Below are 16103 nucleotides of genomic sequence, written 5' to 3' on the forward strand. Positions count from 1 at the left end.
AACAATCTAATGTATCCTTTTTAACAATCCTTCTAAAATTTCATCTTGTTCGTCTAACAAATGATCTTTAATTAGAATATCTGGTATAACACCTTTGCCGTTATCTATGCCATTGATACGCTCTATTTTTCCTTTTGAAACCTCCACAATTATAGCTGTTTCAGGTAATTTATAGTTGTATACTGACGCATAAAGATTGGGAAATTCAGCGGTTTCTTCTCCTACAATAGTTCCAAAACCGTAATCTTGGATCTGTGAAGCGGTCACCGTGGATTGTGAATAGGATTGTCTATTTACAAGTACATAGACTTTTCCTCGAAAAAGTTTTGTTTTGGCTTGTGGCTCATTAAAGCTGAAATTATAGTCATAAATCTCACCATTGTTGTGCTCTAAGATAGATTTCCAATACGCTTTTGTAGTATCCTTAGTATGTCTAGTATTTTCTTTTAAATGAGCGCTTGTTTTAAGTTGAAATCTTGACGCCCACTTAAAGGGTTTATTGGCTATATATGATACTAAATAATCACTAAAAGCATCATCTCCGCCAGGATTGTTCCTTAAATCTATAATTAGATTTTTAGAGTTCTTAGCTTTGATTTGAATAAAAGTAGTATCAATAAACTGTTTATATTGTTCGAATTTTCCACCAAAATGTCCTGGATTTAAGTATGCTGCATTAGGATAAAATTTAATCGTACGTTCATGATTTATGATGTCGTAACGCTTCATTTCAAAATCATCCAGAGCACTAATCGCATTGATTTTAATTACTTTAGATTTTTCATTTTGAAATATTTCAATCTCAAAATTCTCTTGTTCACCAAAAGCAAGCCAATAATATCTGGGAAGCGTCAAATATTCAATTTGAGCATTCATAAAATACGTTCTTTCTCCTGAAACTAATGGATATATTTTTTCTAAAACTTGTTTAATCCGAAGTCCATTTATACGTTTTAACTCAGCGCCAATTTGGATGTCTTTATTTATTGACCAATTTTTTCTTACAAAAGCTTTACCGTTTTCGATAGCTATTTCTAGAGGAAAAACTGTTCCACCTGTCTTAACATACATTTTGTAAGGTTGGACAAACGAAATTCTTGTATGGCCATTATTAGCTTTAGAAACTATTTTTTGAAATAATTTCGTTACTTCTAATAGGTTAAAACTGTCCTTTTTAATCTCATTTTTAATGGATTCAAAATTTTGTTCAAAATCTTCTTTACTAGTATATGCATATAGGTTGAAGTGTGTGTCTTCAAGCGACTTTTTTAAGTATTTTAAATCCGATAATACTTCTGCTTTTGAAAACTGTTGTGCGGAAATTTGAATATGTACTAAACCAACAAGGAAAAATAGAAATACAGTACAATAATTGCTATTGAATAATTTTGTTTTATTCATTATAAAAATATTTTTCGTCAAACATATATGATATATAATGTTTAATCGACCGAATGCTTCTAACTGGACGTATTTTTCAACTTTTTAAGATACTCACTAGGAGTTTGTTGCATCGTTTTTTTAAACACAAGGTTAAAAGTTGACTTAGAATTAAATCCGCACTCATAGGCGTGACCAAGTAAAGACATTTTATCTCTTTCAGAAGATTTTAACCTACTTTTAAAAGCTTGAATACGATAAAAATTGATAATGTCATAAAAATTTTTATTATAGTTTTGATTAATCTTTAAGGATAATTCTTTAGGTTTCATCTGTAAAGATTCTGCAAGTATCGATAGATTAAGTTCTTGGTTGAGATATGGCTTTTGGTTTTCCATAAGTTGTTTCATCTTTAAAAGAAATGCTTCATCTTTTTCAATCTCAATAGGTGTTGATTTTCTTAAAACAGGTTGTAATTGTACTATATCAAGCTCTTTTTGAATATATCCTTTAAATCCAATCCAACAAGTAACAATAGAAAGTATTACAAAATTTGGTAAAAAGTAATGTTCACGTAGATTTCCGTCAAAAGCAAATCTATCTATTTCTGTCAGAATATTCCATAACATAAAATAACTTCCAAAAATGATGACAGGTGCTTGTAACCACTTAAGAGAAAGGTGTTCAATTTTTGAGTAATATTCTTTAAGCTGTTTTTGGTATTTTATTAGAATACTCAACGAGATAAAGCTATAAATTAATATAGAAAGAATTCCAATCCATTGTTGTGTTAAATATACATAGGAGTAGGATGGCAATTCTTCTAAGTATAGACCATCTGATCCAATTCTGTAAATTGAAGTTCTATAAAAAATAAATTCAAATACCAATGGTAAGAAGTGCAAGTAATGAAATTTGGTAAATTTAAATTTTGGATTCGAAATGGATTTAGTGTAAAAATAAAGTGCTGGTCCTATACCGTATAACATCTCCATTTGGATATATCTAAATATATCAAGCCTACCTAGGTCTTTTAATATATTAACCATCACTATATTTATTGCCATTAGAGCATAAAAAAATACCAAAATAGCCAGAAAAATATTAAATAATTTTCTCGGACGTTTAAAGATAATTAAGCCACTCAAAAACATAGCTTGAAAAGCAAATACACAGATGATAGTAAATAGAATGGAGTTGGATGCAATCATTTAAGATAGTTAATTTTAACTGTTGCTAAAGCCAAATATATGAAACGTAGTAAGACAATTATGCCTGAACTAATCGATTTTTCTGTGTGTTTTATTTCTTGTTTAATTTGTAAACCAATTCAAAAAATTTGAGATGTAATTACATAAGCAACTAGCACTTGTATTAAATAATTACGACCAATTTAATCGAAAAATCTTTAACTAAAATTTCAGTATGTATTTTAGTGTATGATTGTCAGAAAAATAGGGTTAGTATTCTATTCCTGAAATAAAACCATCAACGATATAGGAGGTATGTTTATTTTGCTTTTTACGTTTTTTGTTTCTTCAAAATCAAAGTTGCCTCCTAAAACGGCTACTTGCCAAGTTTCGTTTAGTTGGTAGGCTATAGCTTTTGGGTTACTATTATATACCACAAGAATGTTTTTCCAACTATCTCCATTAGCATTATTCTTAATCTGATAACTAATCAATCCGTTTTTGTCTTCTTTAAACTCTAAATTTTCTCTTACATCATCTGCTTTAGTCATTCTGAAAGCAGGATGCGTTTTTCTAAGTGTTATAAGGTTTTTATAATAAGTAACGACATCAGCATGTGTGTTTTTCCAACTCCAATCTATCTGATTAATACTATCTGGAAGATTATAAGAGTTATGTTCTCCATTTTTGGTACGTAGCATTTCTGCTCCGGCATGTATAAAAGCAACTCCTTGAGACGTCATCACAATAGCGTTTGACAGTTTTTGCATCGCGATAAGTTCATCTTTCGTTGCATCTTTTCTGGAGATTTTTAGTTTATCGAATACAGTATGATTATCGTGACAAGAAACATAAGATACCGACTGCCAAGGTTCATTTGCCCAAGGTGCTTTTGAGTAATTTACCTTTGTATAATCAATTTGTGGATGCTTTATGGATCCTACAATTCCCATTTTCACAGATGCTGAAGCATTTTTTGCTCCGCTAACAAAACCAATACTTTCTTCCTTAAAAACAGAACCTTTTAGCCCATCTCTTAAGTCATCACTAAAAGCAGAAATCTGTGGCATTGCCAAAGTGTTCTTTTTTAAAGCTCTTCTTTCTTCTGGCAGAGGAGAGTCACCAGCGGTCCATCCTTCGCCATATACAAAGATATTTGGGTTTATAGTCTTTACCGTTTTGGCTACTTTGTTCATCGTTTCGGTATCGTGGATACCCATTAAATCAAAACGAAATCCATCTAAGTGATACTCTTTCGCCCAATATGCTACCGACTCGGTAATATACTTTTGCATCATTGCTCGGTCTGAAGCTGTTTCATTTCCACAAGCCGAAGCATCAGAAGGTTTACCATCTTCCCATTGACGATAATAATACCCAGGAACTTCTAAATTAAAATTAGAATTCTCAGTTCTTCCAGTATGATTATAAACCACGTCTAAAATGACTCCAATTCCATTATCATGAAATGCCTTGACCATTTGTTTAAATTCTTTGATTCTCACTTCGGCTTTATATGGATCAGAAGAAAATGAACCTTCTGGCACGTTATAGTTCTGTGGATCATATCCCCAATTAAATTGTGGCGTATCTAATTTTGTTTCATCAATAGAGTAGTGGTCATAAGTTGGTAAAAGATGAACATGTGTGATACCTAATTCTTTTAGGTGATCAATTCCTGTTGCAACACTATCGGGACCTTTAGTACCTTCTTCTACCAGTCCGAGATATTTACCAGGTTTACTTGATCCTGATTGTGGATGTATCGTCATATCCCTTATATGCAATTCGTAGATAATAGCTTCATTTGGATATGTAAGGGCAGTACCTTTATCTTGATCCCATCCATCAGGATTTGTTGTTTCAAAATCCAGCACCATAGCTCTTTTACCATTTACTCCAGTAGCTTTTGCATAAATACCAGGAGTTTCTTCTAACCATTTACCATCGACCATCGTTTGATACGTATAATAAGTACCGTGTAAATCTCTATCAATCCGTAATGTCCAAATCCCTTTTTCTTCTTGTTTCAAAGTTTCAGTTTCTAAGGGAGTCCCGCCATTACCTTCTTTGTATAAATGAAGTTGTACTTTTTCGGCAATGGGAGACCATATTTTGAAAATAGTAGCTTCTTTAGTGTACTCTAGCCAAAGGCTTGTTTCTGTTGGAGTTGGGTATTCTGTAAAGCTTTTATAAGTCACTTTCTTTTCTGAACAGGATGTTATAGTAGATAAAATAAGAAGATACACGAAAACATGTTTCATATGCTGATATTTATGGTTTGTTAATGGTTGTGGTTGGTTTACTGCAGGTTGTAAAATTTGTTCTTATTTATAAAAACAAATCAGAGCTTAAATATCTGTCCCCTCGATCACAAATAATTGCTACCAGAACTCCACTATCCAGAGTTTCTGCTAATTTTAGGGCTGCAGTAACAGAACCACCACTACTCATTCCAGAAAAAACACCTTCTTCTTTTGCTAGTCTTTTAGCTATTTCGGTAGCTTCTTCCTGACTAACTTCTATAACTTGATCTACTTTATCAGGATTAAATATTTTTGGCAAATATTCTTTTGGCCATTTTCGGATTCCAGGAATTCTAGATTCATCCGTAGGTTGCACACCAACTATTTGTACATTTTGGGATTGTTCTTTGAGATAAGTAGAAGTTCCCATAATAGTTCCAGTAGTTCCCATAGAGGAGACGAAGTGAGTAATTTTTCCTTCCGTATCCCTCCAGATTTCCGGCCCCGTCGTTTTGTAATGAGCTTTCCAGTTATCATCGTTGGCAAACTGATTAAGCATTATATAACCTTCATTAGTAACTTTAGCTTCAGCATAGTCTCGCGCTCCTTCAATACCAACGTCTTCAGAAGTTAATGTAACCTTTGCTCCATATGCACGCATGGTTTGTACACGTTCTTTTGTAGAATTCTCCGGCATGACTAGTTCTATGTCTAATTTGAAAATCCCAGCAATCATAGCCAGTGCAATACCTGTATTTCCACTGGTTGCTTCAATAAGTTTAGTAGTTTGATCTATATCGCCCCGGTCTAATGCAGATTTGATCATGTTATATGCTGCACGATCTTTTACACTACCACCAGGATTATGTCCTTCTAGTTTTAGATATAATGTAATATTCGGGTTTTTAATAATGGAAGTAGCCTTTACTAAAGGTGTGTTTCCTATGAGGTCTAAAATGCTATGCGACATTAAACAACTTTTTTGATCTTGATTTCTGAAGTATTGGATATAATGGAGTTTTCTGGTACAGAAGAGGTAATCCACGCATTACCGCCAACAGTGCTATTAGCGCCAATTATTGTTGTGCCACCAAGTATAGTAGCATTTGCATAAATGGTTACATTATCTTCTACGGTTGGATGTCTTTTTACATTACGAAGTTTTCTATCTACATATAAACCACCTAATGTAACACCTTGATATATTTTCACATTATTTTTTATAATTGCTGTTTCCCCAATAACGATTCCTGTGGCGTGATCAATAAAAAAAGATTCTCCAATTTCTGCACCGGGATTGATATCGGTACCTGTTAATCTGTGAGAATATTCAGTCATTAATCTAGGGATCAATGGTAAACCAAATTTTAATAATTCATGACTTAACCTGTATATAGCAATTGCGTAAAATCCTGGATATGCCAGATACACTTCTTCTATAGAATTAGCTGCGGGATCACTGGTTATAAATGAGTCTGCATCTTTATTTAATTTTTGTAAAACCTCCGGTAATTTCTCTAAATAGGATTGCCAGATACTGCTACATGGTTTTTCAGTTTCCCAACACGCAAGATCAACCAGCTCCTCGAAGGTTTGTTCTAAAATATCAATATTCTTCTCTACTTCAGTTTCAGAATCGAATAAGGTATAGAAAAGTAGATTGGTAAAATACTCAGTTCTTTCTTTTAGCTTTAGTCTAAGATTAGGATTTTTTTTCTGTTCCTCAATTTTAGCTATGATTTGATCTTTTGCTTTTGTCATTACGCCTTTTTTGAAAAGTCTAGTAAATATATAGAATAAAGAATATATTCGTCCTAATATGCCATAATTACTTACATTTTTACAATAATAATAACAAAGAATGGTAAGAATTGATAGTAATCCATAAAATTTGGTTAAAAACTCAGAAGAAAACAATCTTGTTTTGTCCATGTATATTTAAAAAATACGTGAATAACATATATGGTTTGTGAAATATACATCTATCAAAATTCTTTTATTTTTTATTCTTTTATCCACTGATATTTATCATAATTTTTATTGGAGTAGGATGATACTTTTGAATATCATTTTTAAAGTAATTCAACATGAAAAAAAGGACTCCAGTTTCCAGAATAATGACTTCTGATGTAATCACATTAAATAGTACAAACGGATTAGAAACTGCAGAAATGCTATTCAAAGAGCATAAAATCCGACATATACCTGTAGTTAAAGGCGATTCGATTATTGGAATGTTAAGTTATACAGATTTACTGCGTATAAGTTTTGCTGATGCAATCAACGATAATGATGGCAATGTAGATACCGTAGTGTATGAGATGTTCACTATAGAACAAGTAATGGCAAAGAATCTAGTAAGTGTTAGCTCTGGTACAACAATAAAGGAAGTGGCTGAAATACTGGCTAGTAGAGAATTCCACGCATTACCAGTTATCGACAATGGTAAACTAGCGGGAATCGTAACAACTACTGATTTAATAAACTATTTGTTAGAACAGTTTTAGTATCATTTACAATATTTCTTAGTCAGTCCAAATTATTGCTAGACAAACCTTCTTTGATTTCGTTTAAAGAAGGTTTCTTGTATTGCATTCATATTTGCATTTTAGGCTAAAGCAAAAAGTGAAGAGGATTTCATTGTTTAAAATTTAGTTAAACTTCTACTCAGCGATTAGATTTTAGTAATTTTAACACTAAAGTAATTTTATGAGTACGATACCAAAATCTTCCTTTGAGTTTTTAAAAGATTTGAAAAAGAACAACCACAGAGAATGGATGCAAGAACATAAAAAACGTTATCAAGCCAATGAAAAGGAGTTGAAAGTATTTTATACCTCAGTCCAAGAAAGACTGAATGAGCACGATGAGATAGAGAAATTAAAGGTTTTTAGGATTAACCGTGATGTTCGCTTCAGCAAAAATAAAACACCTTATAATGTACATAGAAGTGTAAGTTTTAGTAGGTCAGGAGCTTATCGTCGAGGAGGTTATTATCTGCGTTTAGAACCTGGTAATTCTTTAATGGCTGGTGGTTTTTTTAGTCCGGAGCCAAAAGATTTGTTACGTATCCGTAAAGAATTTGAAATGGATGATCAAGAAATACGAGAGATTCTGGCTAATTCAGATTTCAAGAAAGCATTTGGTAGTTTTAATACGGGGTATCAGGTTAAGACTGCACCCAAAGGGTTTAGTAAAGATCACCCCGCTATTGATTTGATTAAAAATAAGTCGTTTTTTGTAGAGCATAAATTTACCGATAAGGAGGTGTTTTCTTCTGGTTTTTTAGATAAACTGATTTATCATTATGAATTATTACGCCCTTATTTTGATTATATGAGTGATGTATTAACTACGGACCTTAATGGAGTATCTTTAATCGAATAATAATGTAATTTTTATTTACATTTCTCGTCAACTATAAAATAATTTTAACCGTACAGTTAATCAACAAAACAATAAAAACATGAAAAGAGTAGCAATTAATGGATTTGGAAGAATAGGGCGTGCATCACTTAAAGTACTCATGGAAGAGCCAGGATTACAAGTTGTTGCAGTAAATGACTTAATGTCGATAGAAAATGCGCAGTACCTTTTGAAATATGATAGTGTGTATGGTATTTATGATAAAGAAGTTCGTGTTCATGAAGATCATTTACAGGTGGATGGACAAAAAATATTATATTTTAATCAGCGAGACCCTGAACAACTTCCATGGAAAGAGAATGATATTGATATTGTAATCGAAAGTACTGGTTTTTTTACCAATAGCGAAGATGCTGAAAAACATATAAAAGCAGGTGCAACTAATGTTGTAATTTCTGGTCCAACCAAAAGTAAAGATACACCCACTGTCGTTCACGGAGTGAATACTGAAGATGGGAAAACCGCTATATTCTCTTGTGCAAGTTGTACAACCAATAATATTAGCCCCGTTGTAGAGATATTAGGAAGGACAATTGGAATTAAAAAAGCTATTCTTAATACAATTCATGCATATACAGCATCACAAACATTAGTAGATGCACCTTCTAAGAAAAACCCAAGAATGGGTAGAGCAGGAGCAGTCAATCTTACTCCAACATCTACAGGTGCAGCGGTTGCAACAACTAAAGCATTGCCTCAGTTTGAAGGTAAGTTCGATGGAATAGCGATTAGAACTCCGGTTCCTGTAGGTTCTATTAGTGATGTTACATTTATTGCCGAAAGAAATACTACAGCAGAGGAGATTAATGAAATACTTCAGAAAGAAGCGAATACAGATAGATATCTTAAAGTATTAGATGTTACTTATGAACCTATCGTTTCTTCTGATATTCAGATGAATCCATATGCTTCAACTGTTGATGCGTCTATGACTAGAGTTGTAGATGGCGATTTAGTCAAGGTTATGATCTGGTATGATAACGAGTGGGGATTTACTAATCAAATGATTCGACAGATTTTAGAATTGTAATGGTTTATTCTATTTTGCTATTTCCAAAGTCTCTACTTGTTTTGTTTGTAATAATTTTAACACAAAGTTAATTTTCGTATTCTATTTTTGAGAATTCAATATTAAAAGTAAGAAAGCATCACAAATTAATACGAAAGTTTCAATATGAGGTTTTGGATCATTGTACTCTGCATAGTCTGGGGATATCAAAATTTTGCTCAATCAGGAAATACAGAAAAAAAATCTTTTGTAGTTGGGACTACAGATGAGATCATGAACATAGATGGTCAATTAGATGAAGCTATCTGGACTAAATTGACCCCTGCAAAAGATTTTGCTCAATATTTTCCTAATGATTCTTTGCCTGCTGCTGCGCAAACGGAGATCTATATGTGCACAGATAAAAAGAATCTGTATATAGGGATTAAATGTTATGCGAAAGGGAATGATTGGGTTGTAGAATCATTGAGAAGAGATTATAGAGCAGGAGGAAATGATAACATCACGCTATTGTTTGATACTTTTGATGATGAAACAAATGCATTTTATTTTGGAATAAATCCAGAAGGCGTTCTAAGAGAAGGTACGATTAGTAATGGAGGAAATACGTTTCAGGACTTTTCTACTTCCTGGGATAATAAGTGGAAAGGAAAAGCGAAGAAGTATGATGGTTATTATACAGCCGAATTAGAAATTCCTTTTAGCACTTTTAGATATCCAATACCTTCAAAAAAGTGGGGGTTTACAAGCTACCGTTTCGATACACAATCTAATGAGATTAGTACATATCCCGGTACACCTCGTAATCAAGTTGTATTTACGCTAGCATATACTGCAGATATGATTTGGGAAGAAGATTTAATAACCAAGAGTAGTGCAGTATCCTTAATACCTTTTGTTTCATCTGGAATTAATAAAGATTATGAAGATCACACCCCTACTGAAGAGATTTTTGAAGTTGGTGGTGATGCTAAAATTGCCTTGACACCAGGATTAAATCTCGATCTAACCGTAAATCCTGATTTCTCTCAAGTAGAAGTAGATGAGCAGATTACAAACCTTGATCGTTTTGAAATTTTCTTTCCAGAGCGAAGGCAGTTCTTTTTAGAAAATGCAGATCTTTTTGGGCAATTTGGTTTTTCTAATATCAATCCATTCTTTTCTAGACGTATTGGTGCTGCCGAGGATGTTGTTACAGAAGAATTGGTGCAGAATAGAATTTATGGAGGATTGCGTATTAGTGGGAAACTGGATCCTAAGACGAGAGTAGGTTTACTAAATATGCAAACAGCATCCAGTAAGGAGCAAGGTATACCTGGAACTAACTTTGGAGTAGCGGTTGTACAGCGTAAAATAGGAATACGATCGAATATCGGAATTATTGCAGTCAATAAGCAAGCTGTCAATTTTGATGAAAACTTAGATACGCTAGATATTAATAGGTACAATAGAATGGCTGGTATTGATTATAATTATTCTACACGAAGCAATACTTGGTTTGGTAAAAGTTTTGTCCATGGAACTTTTTCTCCTGATACCGATGTAGCTATTGCTCAAGGAACTACTTTAAATTATAATACAAGAAAATTTGGAGCACTTTGGAAACACGAATATGTTCATGAAGACTATAACGCAGAGGTTGGATTCGTTCCAAGGACTGATTACTTTAGAATAAGTCCTAACGCCGAACTGCGCTATTATCCTCAGAATGATTTTTTGAATAATCATAGCTATGGAGCGGAAGCAGATATTTTTTGGCGTCCAGGATTTGGTAAAACAGATCATTTTTTGTCAGTTGGATGGGGTGGCGAGCTAACCCAAAGATCGAACTTCGGATTTAATCTGAATCATAGCTACGTGTATTTATTCGATCCATTTGATCCTACAGGTACGGATTCAGAAGAACTTGCAGCTGATCAAGACTTTTCGTGGGTTAGTTTTACCGGAAATTATAGAAGTGACAGAAGAAAAGTGTTCAGTTGGAATTTAAGCCCGTATATTGGAGAATATTTTAATGGTTGGCGCTATGGTACTAGAGGTGGCTTTAATTTACGTTTTCAGCCTAAGGGATTTCTTTCTTTAAACTATGCTGTAAATGTCTTTGATTTACCACATTTAGACGGAACTAGACAAACCTATTTGATCAGTCCAAGGATAGATTATACTTTTTCCAAAAGTTTTTTTACTTCTATTTTTGTACAGTATAATTCACAAAATGATAATACAAACATCAATGCTCGTATTCAATGGAGGTTTGCACCTGTATCTGATCTTATTTTGGTTTATACAGACAATTACCTTACTGGTGATGTAGATCCGATGAATCGATTTGCTTTTGATGTACGGACTCGTTCTATTGTCTTGAAGATTACATATTGGTTGAATTTATAAAAAGTAAACCTTTCAAATTATAGAAATCTGAAAGGTTTACTGCTTTTTAATAAGCTAATATCTAATTATATCTGACTTAATCCGCCATCTACTTCTAATTCTACTCCATTAATATAGGATGCATCTTCAGAGGCTAGAAATAAAGCCGATTTTGCTATTTCTTCTGATGTTCCAAAACGCCCAAGTGGCACTTGTTGAGCAAATCCTTTCCCCATTTCTTCTACAACATCTTCTGGCAATCCCATTTTTCCATAAATAGGTGTGTCTATAGGTCCTGGAGCAATTGCATTTACTCGAATACCTCTGGTTTTTACTTCAGATGTAAGTACTCTTTGGTATGCTCTTAACGCTCCTTTAGAGGCAGAATAGATTCCTAATCCGTCGAAACCTTTTTGATGCACAACAGAATTGGTGAAAAGAATAGTTCCGCCATCATTAATATGAGGCAATGCTTCTTTTGTTGCTATAATAGGGCCTTTTACGTTAATGTCAAATATGTGATTATAATGTTCCTCTGTGATATCTGTAGTAGGAGTGGGAGGCGCTATTCCCGCGTTTAAAAATAAAATGTCTATTTTTCCATATTTGTTAGTTGCTTCCTGAATTAAATGTTTATTATCTTCTGCTATAGCTACATCCGCTTTAACAGTTATGAAATCACCTTCTAATTCCTTAGCTACTTCATCTAAGGCTTCTTGACGTCGTCCAGAAATTACCACTTTCGCACCTTCTTGTAAATATAATTTGGCGGTTGCTAATCCGATACCGCTATTGGCTCCTGTAATAACAGCTACTTTGTTTTTCAATTTGTTCATTATATTAAATTTTTATTTGAAACAATCATTTCAAATTAGGTTAAAAAAAATTAGTATAGTACTTTTAGTACTGTTTTGATTATATTTTTTAGATCTTCTTCACTTTTATTTATAATACAGGTCATTCTTAATCCTTGAAGAGAAGTATATAAATATAATGCATATTGATTAGGTGTCTGATCTGTGTTAAATATTTTCTCCATTTGACCCTTATTTACAATGTCTTCAAGCATTGCAACCACTTGGTCCTGATTCTTCTCTATAAATGACTTTATAGTTACGTCTTGATTAGTCATTTCAGATTTACAATTAACAATAAGACATCCTTTGCTATCAGTATCATTAATAATATCATTTAATGTATATTCAAAAATCACATTAATAGCATCTGCAGCATTATAGGCCTTAGCTAGTCTTTTACCAAAATTCTCATCTGTATTATTTTGGTAAAATGAAAGGACTTCCATAAAAATCCCTAATTTGCTCCCAAAAGAATTGTAAATACTAGATCTGTTTAGATCGGTTGCATCTACCAAATCTTGCATAGAAGTACCGTTGTATCCTTTTTTATGAAATACTTCTGTCGCTTTCTGCAAGACCTCTGTTCTATTAAATGTTTCTACTTTTGGCATGTTATTGAAATGATCGTTTCAAAATTAATTATAATTCTGAAATATTAATGTTATAAAAATACTAAAGTTTTACATTTTGTTAAAGTATAAACTTCATCATGACATCTGTTTGTTTCTCAGACCCTAGCATAAAAGTATGTTTATCAAAGGTTTTGAATCCATTTCGCTCATAAAATTGAATAGCTCTTTTATTTTTATTCCAAACTCCTAACCATATAAATTCCAAAGCTTTTTCATCTGCTATTTGTTTAGCATAGTTAAAAAGATGTTGACCAATACCTTTGCCTTGATAGGGTTTTATTACATAAATTCGTTCGATTTCTAGTGATTTTCCTTTTACAATTTCGGTTTGTGCTTTTCCCAAATTTAATTTAAGATATGCTATAATTTCGTCTTTATGAAAAACAAAATAAAACTGTGATTCAGGGTTTAGAATCTCGTTCGTAATTTTTTCTAAAGTAAATTTCTGACTTAGATAATGACTAATATTCTCTTTAGTGTTAATAGGAGGTCCGAAGGCATCATAAAATGTCTGACGCCCAATTTCCAGAAGTTTATGGTTATCTTCTGGTTTGACATTAATAAATTTTAAATGATGCGAATACATTTAGTAGTAGTGTTGATCCTTACTAAATATAGAAAAAACGGTTTGGATATAGTACCAAACGTAGTTAAAATTATTTCAAATTATGCTATCTATTTATTTTTTACAGGATAGAAAAACTTATGTTGAAATACCTTATCGAGTAGAATATTTTATAACCGAAGTTGGTAATTCTTTACTTCTTATTATTGATAAGAGAAAATAAGTAAAGAAAAATTATAGTTTACCTAAATGATTTTTTATGATTAGTGTTTTCATAATAAGAAAAGGCTATCTCTTTTATACAGATAACCTTTTCCTAGTCTAATTCAAATTAATTATATGAGTAGCATCTATTGTTTAATAAATCGAATGGTCTTTTCTTTTACATTATTTTTCACAGTTGCAAAATAAACTCCACTTTCAATATTGGATAGATCTAATTCCGCGTTTTCGTTTTTGGATATTGTTTTTTTGATTATTAATTTACCAGAAAGATCAATAACTGTAACGATATCTCCTGATGACACCCCTTTTAATTTGATAAAGTTATGTGATGGGTTAGGGTAAACAAGGAATTTAGAAGTATCCGATAGATCTGCATTCAAACCATTTCCGTTTTTGGCTCTTGTTGTATTCTCAAACTTCCATTGTGTATAGTTACCAGTATATGTAGCAGGACGTTGCTCCATAGGGCTGTTTACGTCATTCCCAACTGGTCTAAAGTACTTATTAGTTTGTCTGTTTTGTAGATAAAAATATCCTCCGCTTGAAGTTACTTGCTTCCATTGCGTGTAATTTCCACTATAACTTGTTGGTCTTTGCTCTAGAAGAGCACCGTCTGCATCAGTTGATGGTCTAAAGTACTTTCCAGATGCTACATTTTTTAAATAGAAATATCCATTGTCTGTATCTATCTTTTCCCAAAGAACATCATTACCTGTTTGAGAAGCGGCAACTTGGATAATTGGTGATACATCTGCAGTCGTTTGTGGGCGAATTTTTAAATTAGTCTGCCTGTTGATTATATAAAATCCACTACCGGAACCTCCATTGTTTCCACCTTGATTACTTGAAAATGTTATGGGTTTCTCACATTCTTTATCTGCAGGTACCCATCCTGTAGCGTTTGGTCTAATAATAGCTGTTAACTTCCAACCAGAACCCGATGGAGCGGGATTGATGTTGACTGTAACATTAACCGACTTGTTATCACCTTTTGCTATATTTCTTGCAAAACCATTTCCTTTCCAAGTACCATTCTGCCAAGCCACGACAACAATGTCTTTATTTCCGGCTTCATTGTGAGAATATGTTATAGGTACACTAAGTGAAGTTGCAGATGTAATTGTAGATGGGATATTAGCACAACCAATGGCCAACTGGTTACCACCTCCGCCATTATTGCCTCCGCCACTATTCGTGTTCATCACATATCTTGACCAAAATTTGGCATGCGTATCTGCATTTGTACCTATTTCAAAAATCCACCAATTTTCTACACAATCAGAATAGTCAACGCCATCAGTGAAGAAGAATGACCAATCATGAGGAAATCCATTTGGAAAATAACTGTTAAAAAGACGATCCGCTTCTGTCCATAGATTTTTAGCTACTGTGTTAGGAGAATTTTTAGCATTATCAACAAATGAGTTACTTCTATTCCTGTACATAGGTGTTGACCAGGGTCCATGATCTCCCCAAGAATCTGTCCAACCTGCATTACCATCATCCAGAAGAAAATACCTTGTGTTAGCTTTTACATTGTTAAGTTTCGATTGGTTTGCCTGCCCCTCATTAAAACCATCATCATGTTGTACAAGAATGACATTGTTTTTAGTTGTTGTCGAATTGATACCGTTGTTGGCATTAATCAATGGCATCAACCAATCAGCAGTAACATCTGATTGACCTCCTTCCTGTACCCAAACTTTTCCTCCGTTTTGAAGTATTGGGGTTACCTTGCTAGTAATAGCAGCGATAGCAGCAGATCTATTGGAATGTGCATCAGTCCAGTTATTACCAAAAGCCAAGTTAAAAAGCGAATTAGACTGGAGGTAACTGCCACCTTGACTACCATATGCACCAGCTACGGCAAAATAATTTACGCCGCTTAAATCGGGGTGCACTAGCATACTACCTAGTGCAGCTACTGCGTGAATATCATCAGGATCGGGCTTAATGTCAAAACAGGCAATTAAAATATCCTTATTTTTATTAAAACTGGGACGTTGAGCAAAGGTTACTGAATACATAACCAAAAAGATCATAGTTAAAAAAATACTAGTTTTAGTTTTCATGATTAATAGTGTTTAAAAAGGTTTTAAGAATTTCATTATTGTCAGGGTTTTTTATATCCCAGTTAGCGATTAAAGAATTAACCACTCTTTCTTTATAGTTAGCTTAAAAAAATACTTGTGCTTAGCTATTA

The 16103-nt window shown here is 33.1% G+C and carries 13 protein-coding genes; 4 read left to right on the plus strand and 9 right to left on the minus strand.

Features of this window, described 5'->3' with window-relative positions:
* Positions 1–6: 6 nt before the first annotated feature.
* The 5 genes from D1818_RS01545 to epsC all read right to left on the minus strand — a co-directional run bounded on the left by D1818_RS01545 (position 7) and on the right by epsC (position 6577).
* Complete coding sequence (locus tag D1818_RS01545; protein ID WP_118455722.1) at positions 7–1401, minus strand: S41 family peptidase; 1395 nt, start codon at positions 1399–1401, stop codon at positions 7–9.
* A gap of 59 nt (positions 1402–1460) precedes the next feature.
* Positions 1461–2591 (minus strand): AraC family transcriptional regulator, encoded by a 1131-nt coding sequence (locus D1818_RS01550; RefSeq protein ID WP_118455724.1) that lies wholly within the window; start codon positions 2589–2591, stop codon positions 1461–1463.
* Between the two features lie 257 nt (positions 2592–2848).
* The gene (gene pulA / locus D1818_RS01555) at positions 2849–4834 is read right to left on the minus strand and encodes a type I pullulanase (RefSeq protein ID WP_118455726.1); all 1986 of its coding nucleotides are present in this window, start codon (positions 4832–4834) and stop codon (positions 2849–2851) included.
* A 67-nt stretch (positions 4835–4901) separates the two neighbouring features.
* Positions 4902–5786: a cysteine synthase CysM gene (gene cysM / locus D1818_RS01560; RefSeq protein WP_118455728.1), complete on the minus strand. Its 885-nt coding sequence runs from the start codon at positions 5784–5786 to the stop codon at positions 4902–4904.
* Positions 5786–6577 (minus strand): serine O-acetyltransferase EpsC, encoded by a 792-nt coding sequence (gene epsC / locus D1818_RS01565; protein WP_118455730.1) that lies wholly within the window; start codon positions 6575–6577, stop codon positions 5786–5788. The genes cysM and epsC overlap by 1 nt, the downstream gene beginning before the upstream one ends.
* 326 nt (positions 6578–6903) lie before the next feature.
* Between epsC and D1818_RS01570 the strand changes: the two genes are divergently transcribed.
* The 4 genes from D1818_RS01570 to D1818_RS01585 all read left to right on the plus strand — a co-directional run bounded on the left by D1818_RS01570 (position 6904) and on the right by D1818_RS01585 (position 11642).
* Entirely contained in the window at positions 6904–7323 is a 420-nt protein-coding gene (locus D1818_RS01570) for a CBS domain-containing protein (protein ID WP_118455732.1), read from the plus strand.
* 202 nt (positions 7324–7525) lie between these two features.
* Complete coding sequence (locus D1818_RS01575; RefSeq protein ID WP_118455735.1) at positions 7526–8203, plus strand: DUF2461 domain-containing protein; 678 nt, start codon at positions 7526–7528, stop codon at positions 8201–8203.
* A gap of 79 nt (positions 8204–8282) precedes the next feature.
* Positions 8283–9272: a type I glyceraldehyde-3-phosphate dehydrogenase gene (gene gap / locus D1818_RS01580; protein WP_118455737.1), complete on the plus strand. Its 990-nt coding sequence runs from the start codon at positions 8283–8285 to the stop codon at positions 9270–9272.
* A gap of 144 nt (positions 9273–9416) precedes the next feature.
* Positions 9417–11642 (plus strand): DUF5916 domain-containing protein, encoded by a 2226-nt coding sequence (locus D1818_RS01585; RefSeq protein ID WP_118455739.1) that lies wholly within the window; start codon positions 9417–9419, stop codon positions 11640–11642.
* Positions 11643–11707: 65 nt separating this feature from the next.
* On the opposite strand, the gene D1818_RS01590 is transcribed toward D1818_RS01585, so the two are convergent.
* From D1818_RS01590 to D1818_RS01605, 4 genes are all read right to left on the minus strand, one after another.
* The gene (locus D1818_RS01590; RefSeq protein WP_118455741.1) at positions 11708–12457 is read right to left on the minus strand and encodes an SDR family NAD(P)-dependent oxidoreductase; all 750 of its coding nucleotides are present in this window, start codon (positions 12455–12457) and stop codon (positions 11708–11710) included.
* 50 nt (positions 12458–12507) lie between these two features.
* Positions 12508–13089, minus strand: a complete 582-nt coding sequence (locus tag D1818_RS01595) for a TetR/AcrR family transcriptional regulator (RefSeq protein WP_118455743.1) — start codon at positions 13087–13089, stop codon at positions 12508–12510.
* A gap of 79 nt (positions 13090–13168) precedes the next feature.
* Positions 13169–13696, minus strand: coding sequence for a GNAT family N-acetyltransferase (locus tag D1818_RS01600; RefSeq protein WP_118455745.1), 528 nt, complete (start codon positions 13694–13696; stop codon positions 13169–13171).
* Between the two features lie 329 nt (positions 13697–14025).
* Entirely contained in the window at positions 14026–15972 is a 1947-nt protein-coding gene (locus D1818_RS01605) for a T9SS type A sorting domain-containing protein (RefSeq protein WP_118455747.1), read from the minus strand.
* Positions 15973–16103 lie beyond the last annotated feature (131 nt).

The organism is Aquimarina sp. BL5 (genome assembly GCF_003443675.1).
In the GTDB taxonomy this organism is placed as follows: Bacteria; Bacteroidota; Bacteroidia; order Flavobacteriales; family Flavobacteriaceae; genus Aquimarina.

What these genes read in the sequence shown, in the direction of transcription:
- pulA (WP_118455726.1), bottom strand. Translation starts at nt 4,834, where the DNA reads ATGAAACATGTTTTCGTGTATCTTCTTATTTTATCTACTATAACATCC.
- D1818_RS01575 (WP_118455735.1), top strand. Translation starts at nt 7,526, where the DNA reads ATGAGTACGATACCAAAATCTTCCTTTGAGTTTTTAAAAGATTTGAAA.
- D1818_RS01605 (WP_118455747.1), bottom strand. Translation starts at nt 15,972, where the DNA reads ATGAAAACTAAAACTAGTATTTTTTTAACTATGATCTTTTTGGTTATG.
- D1818_RS01585 (WP_118455739.1), top strand. Translation starts at nt 9,417, where the DNA reads ATGAGGTTTTGGATCATTGTACTCTGCATAGTCTGGGGATATCAAAAT.
- cysM (WP_118455728.1), bottom strand. Translation starts at nt 5,786, where the DNA reads ATGTCGCATAGCATTTTAGACCTCATAGGAAACACACCTTTAGTAAAG.
- D1818_RS01590 (WP_118455741.1), bottom strand. Translation starts at nt 12,457, where the DNA reads ATGAACAAATTGAAAAACAAAGTAGCTGTTATTACAGGAGCCAATAGC.
- gap (WP_118455737.1), top strand. Translation starts at nt 8,283, where the DNA reads ATGAAAAGAGTAGCAATTAATGGATTTGGAAGAATAGGGCGTGCATCA.
- D1818_RS01595 (WP_118455743.1), bottom strand. Translation starts at nt 13,089, where the DNA reads ATGCCAAAAGTAGAAACATTTAATAGAACAGAGGTCTTGCAGAAAGCG.
- D1818_RS01570 (WP_118455732.1), top strand. Translation starts at nt 6,904, where the DNA reads ATGAAAAAAAGGACTCCAGTTTCCAGAATAATGACTTCTGATGTAATC.
- epsC (WP_118455730.1), bottom strand. Translation starts at nt 6,577, where the DNA reads ATGACAAAAGCAAAAGATCAAATCATAGCTAAAATTGAGGAACAGAAA.
- D1818_RS01550 (WP_118455724.1), bottom strand. Translation starts at nt 2,591, where the DNA reads ATGATTGCATCCAACTCCATTCTATTTACTATCATCTGTGTATTTGCT.
- D1818_RS01600 (WP_118455745.1), bottom strand. Translation starts at nt 13,696, where the DNA reads ATGTATTCGCATCATTTAAAATTTATTAATGTCAAACCAGAAGATAAC.
- D1818_RS01545 (WP_118455722.1), bottom strand. Translation starts at nt 1,401, where the DNA reads ATGAATAAAACAAAATTATTCAATAGCAATTATTGTACTGTATTTCTA.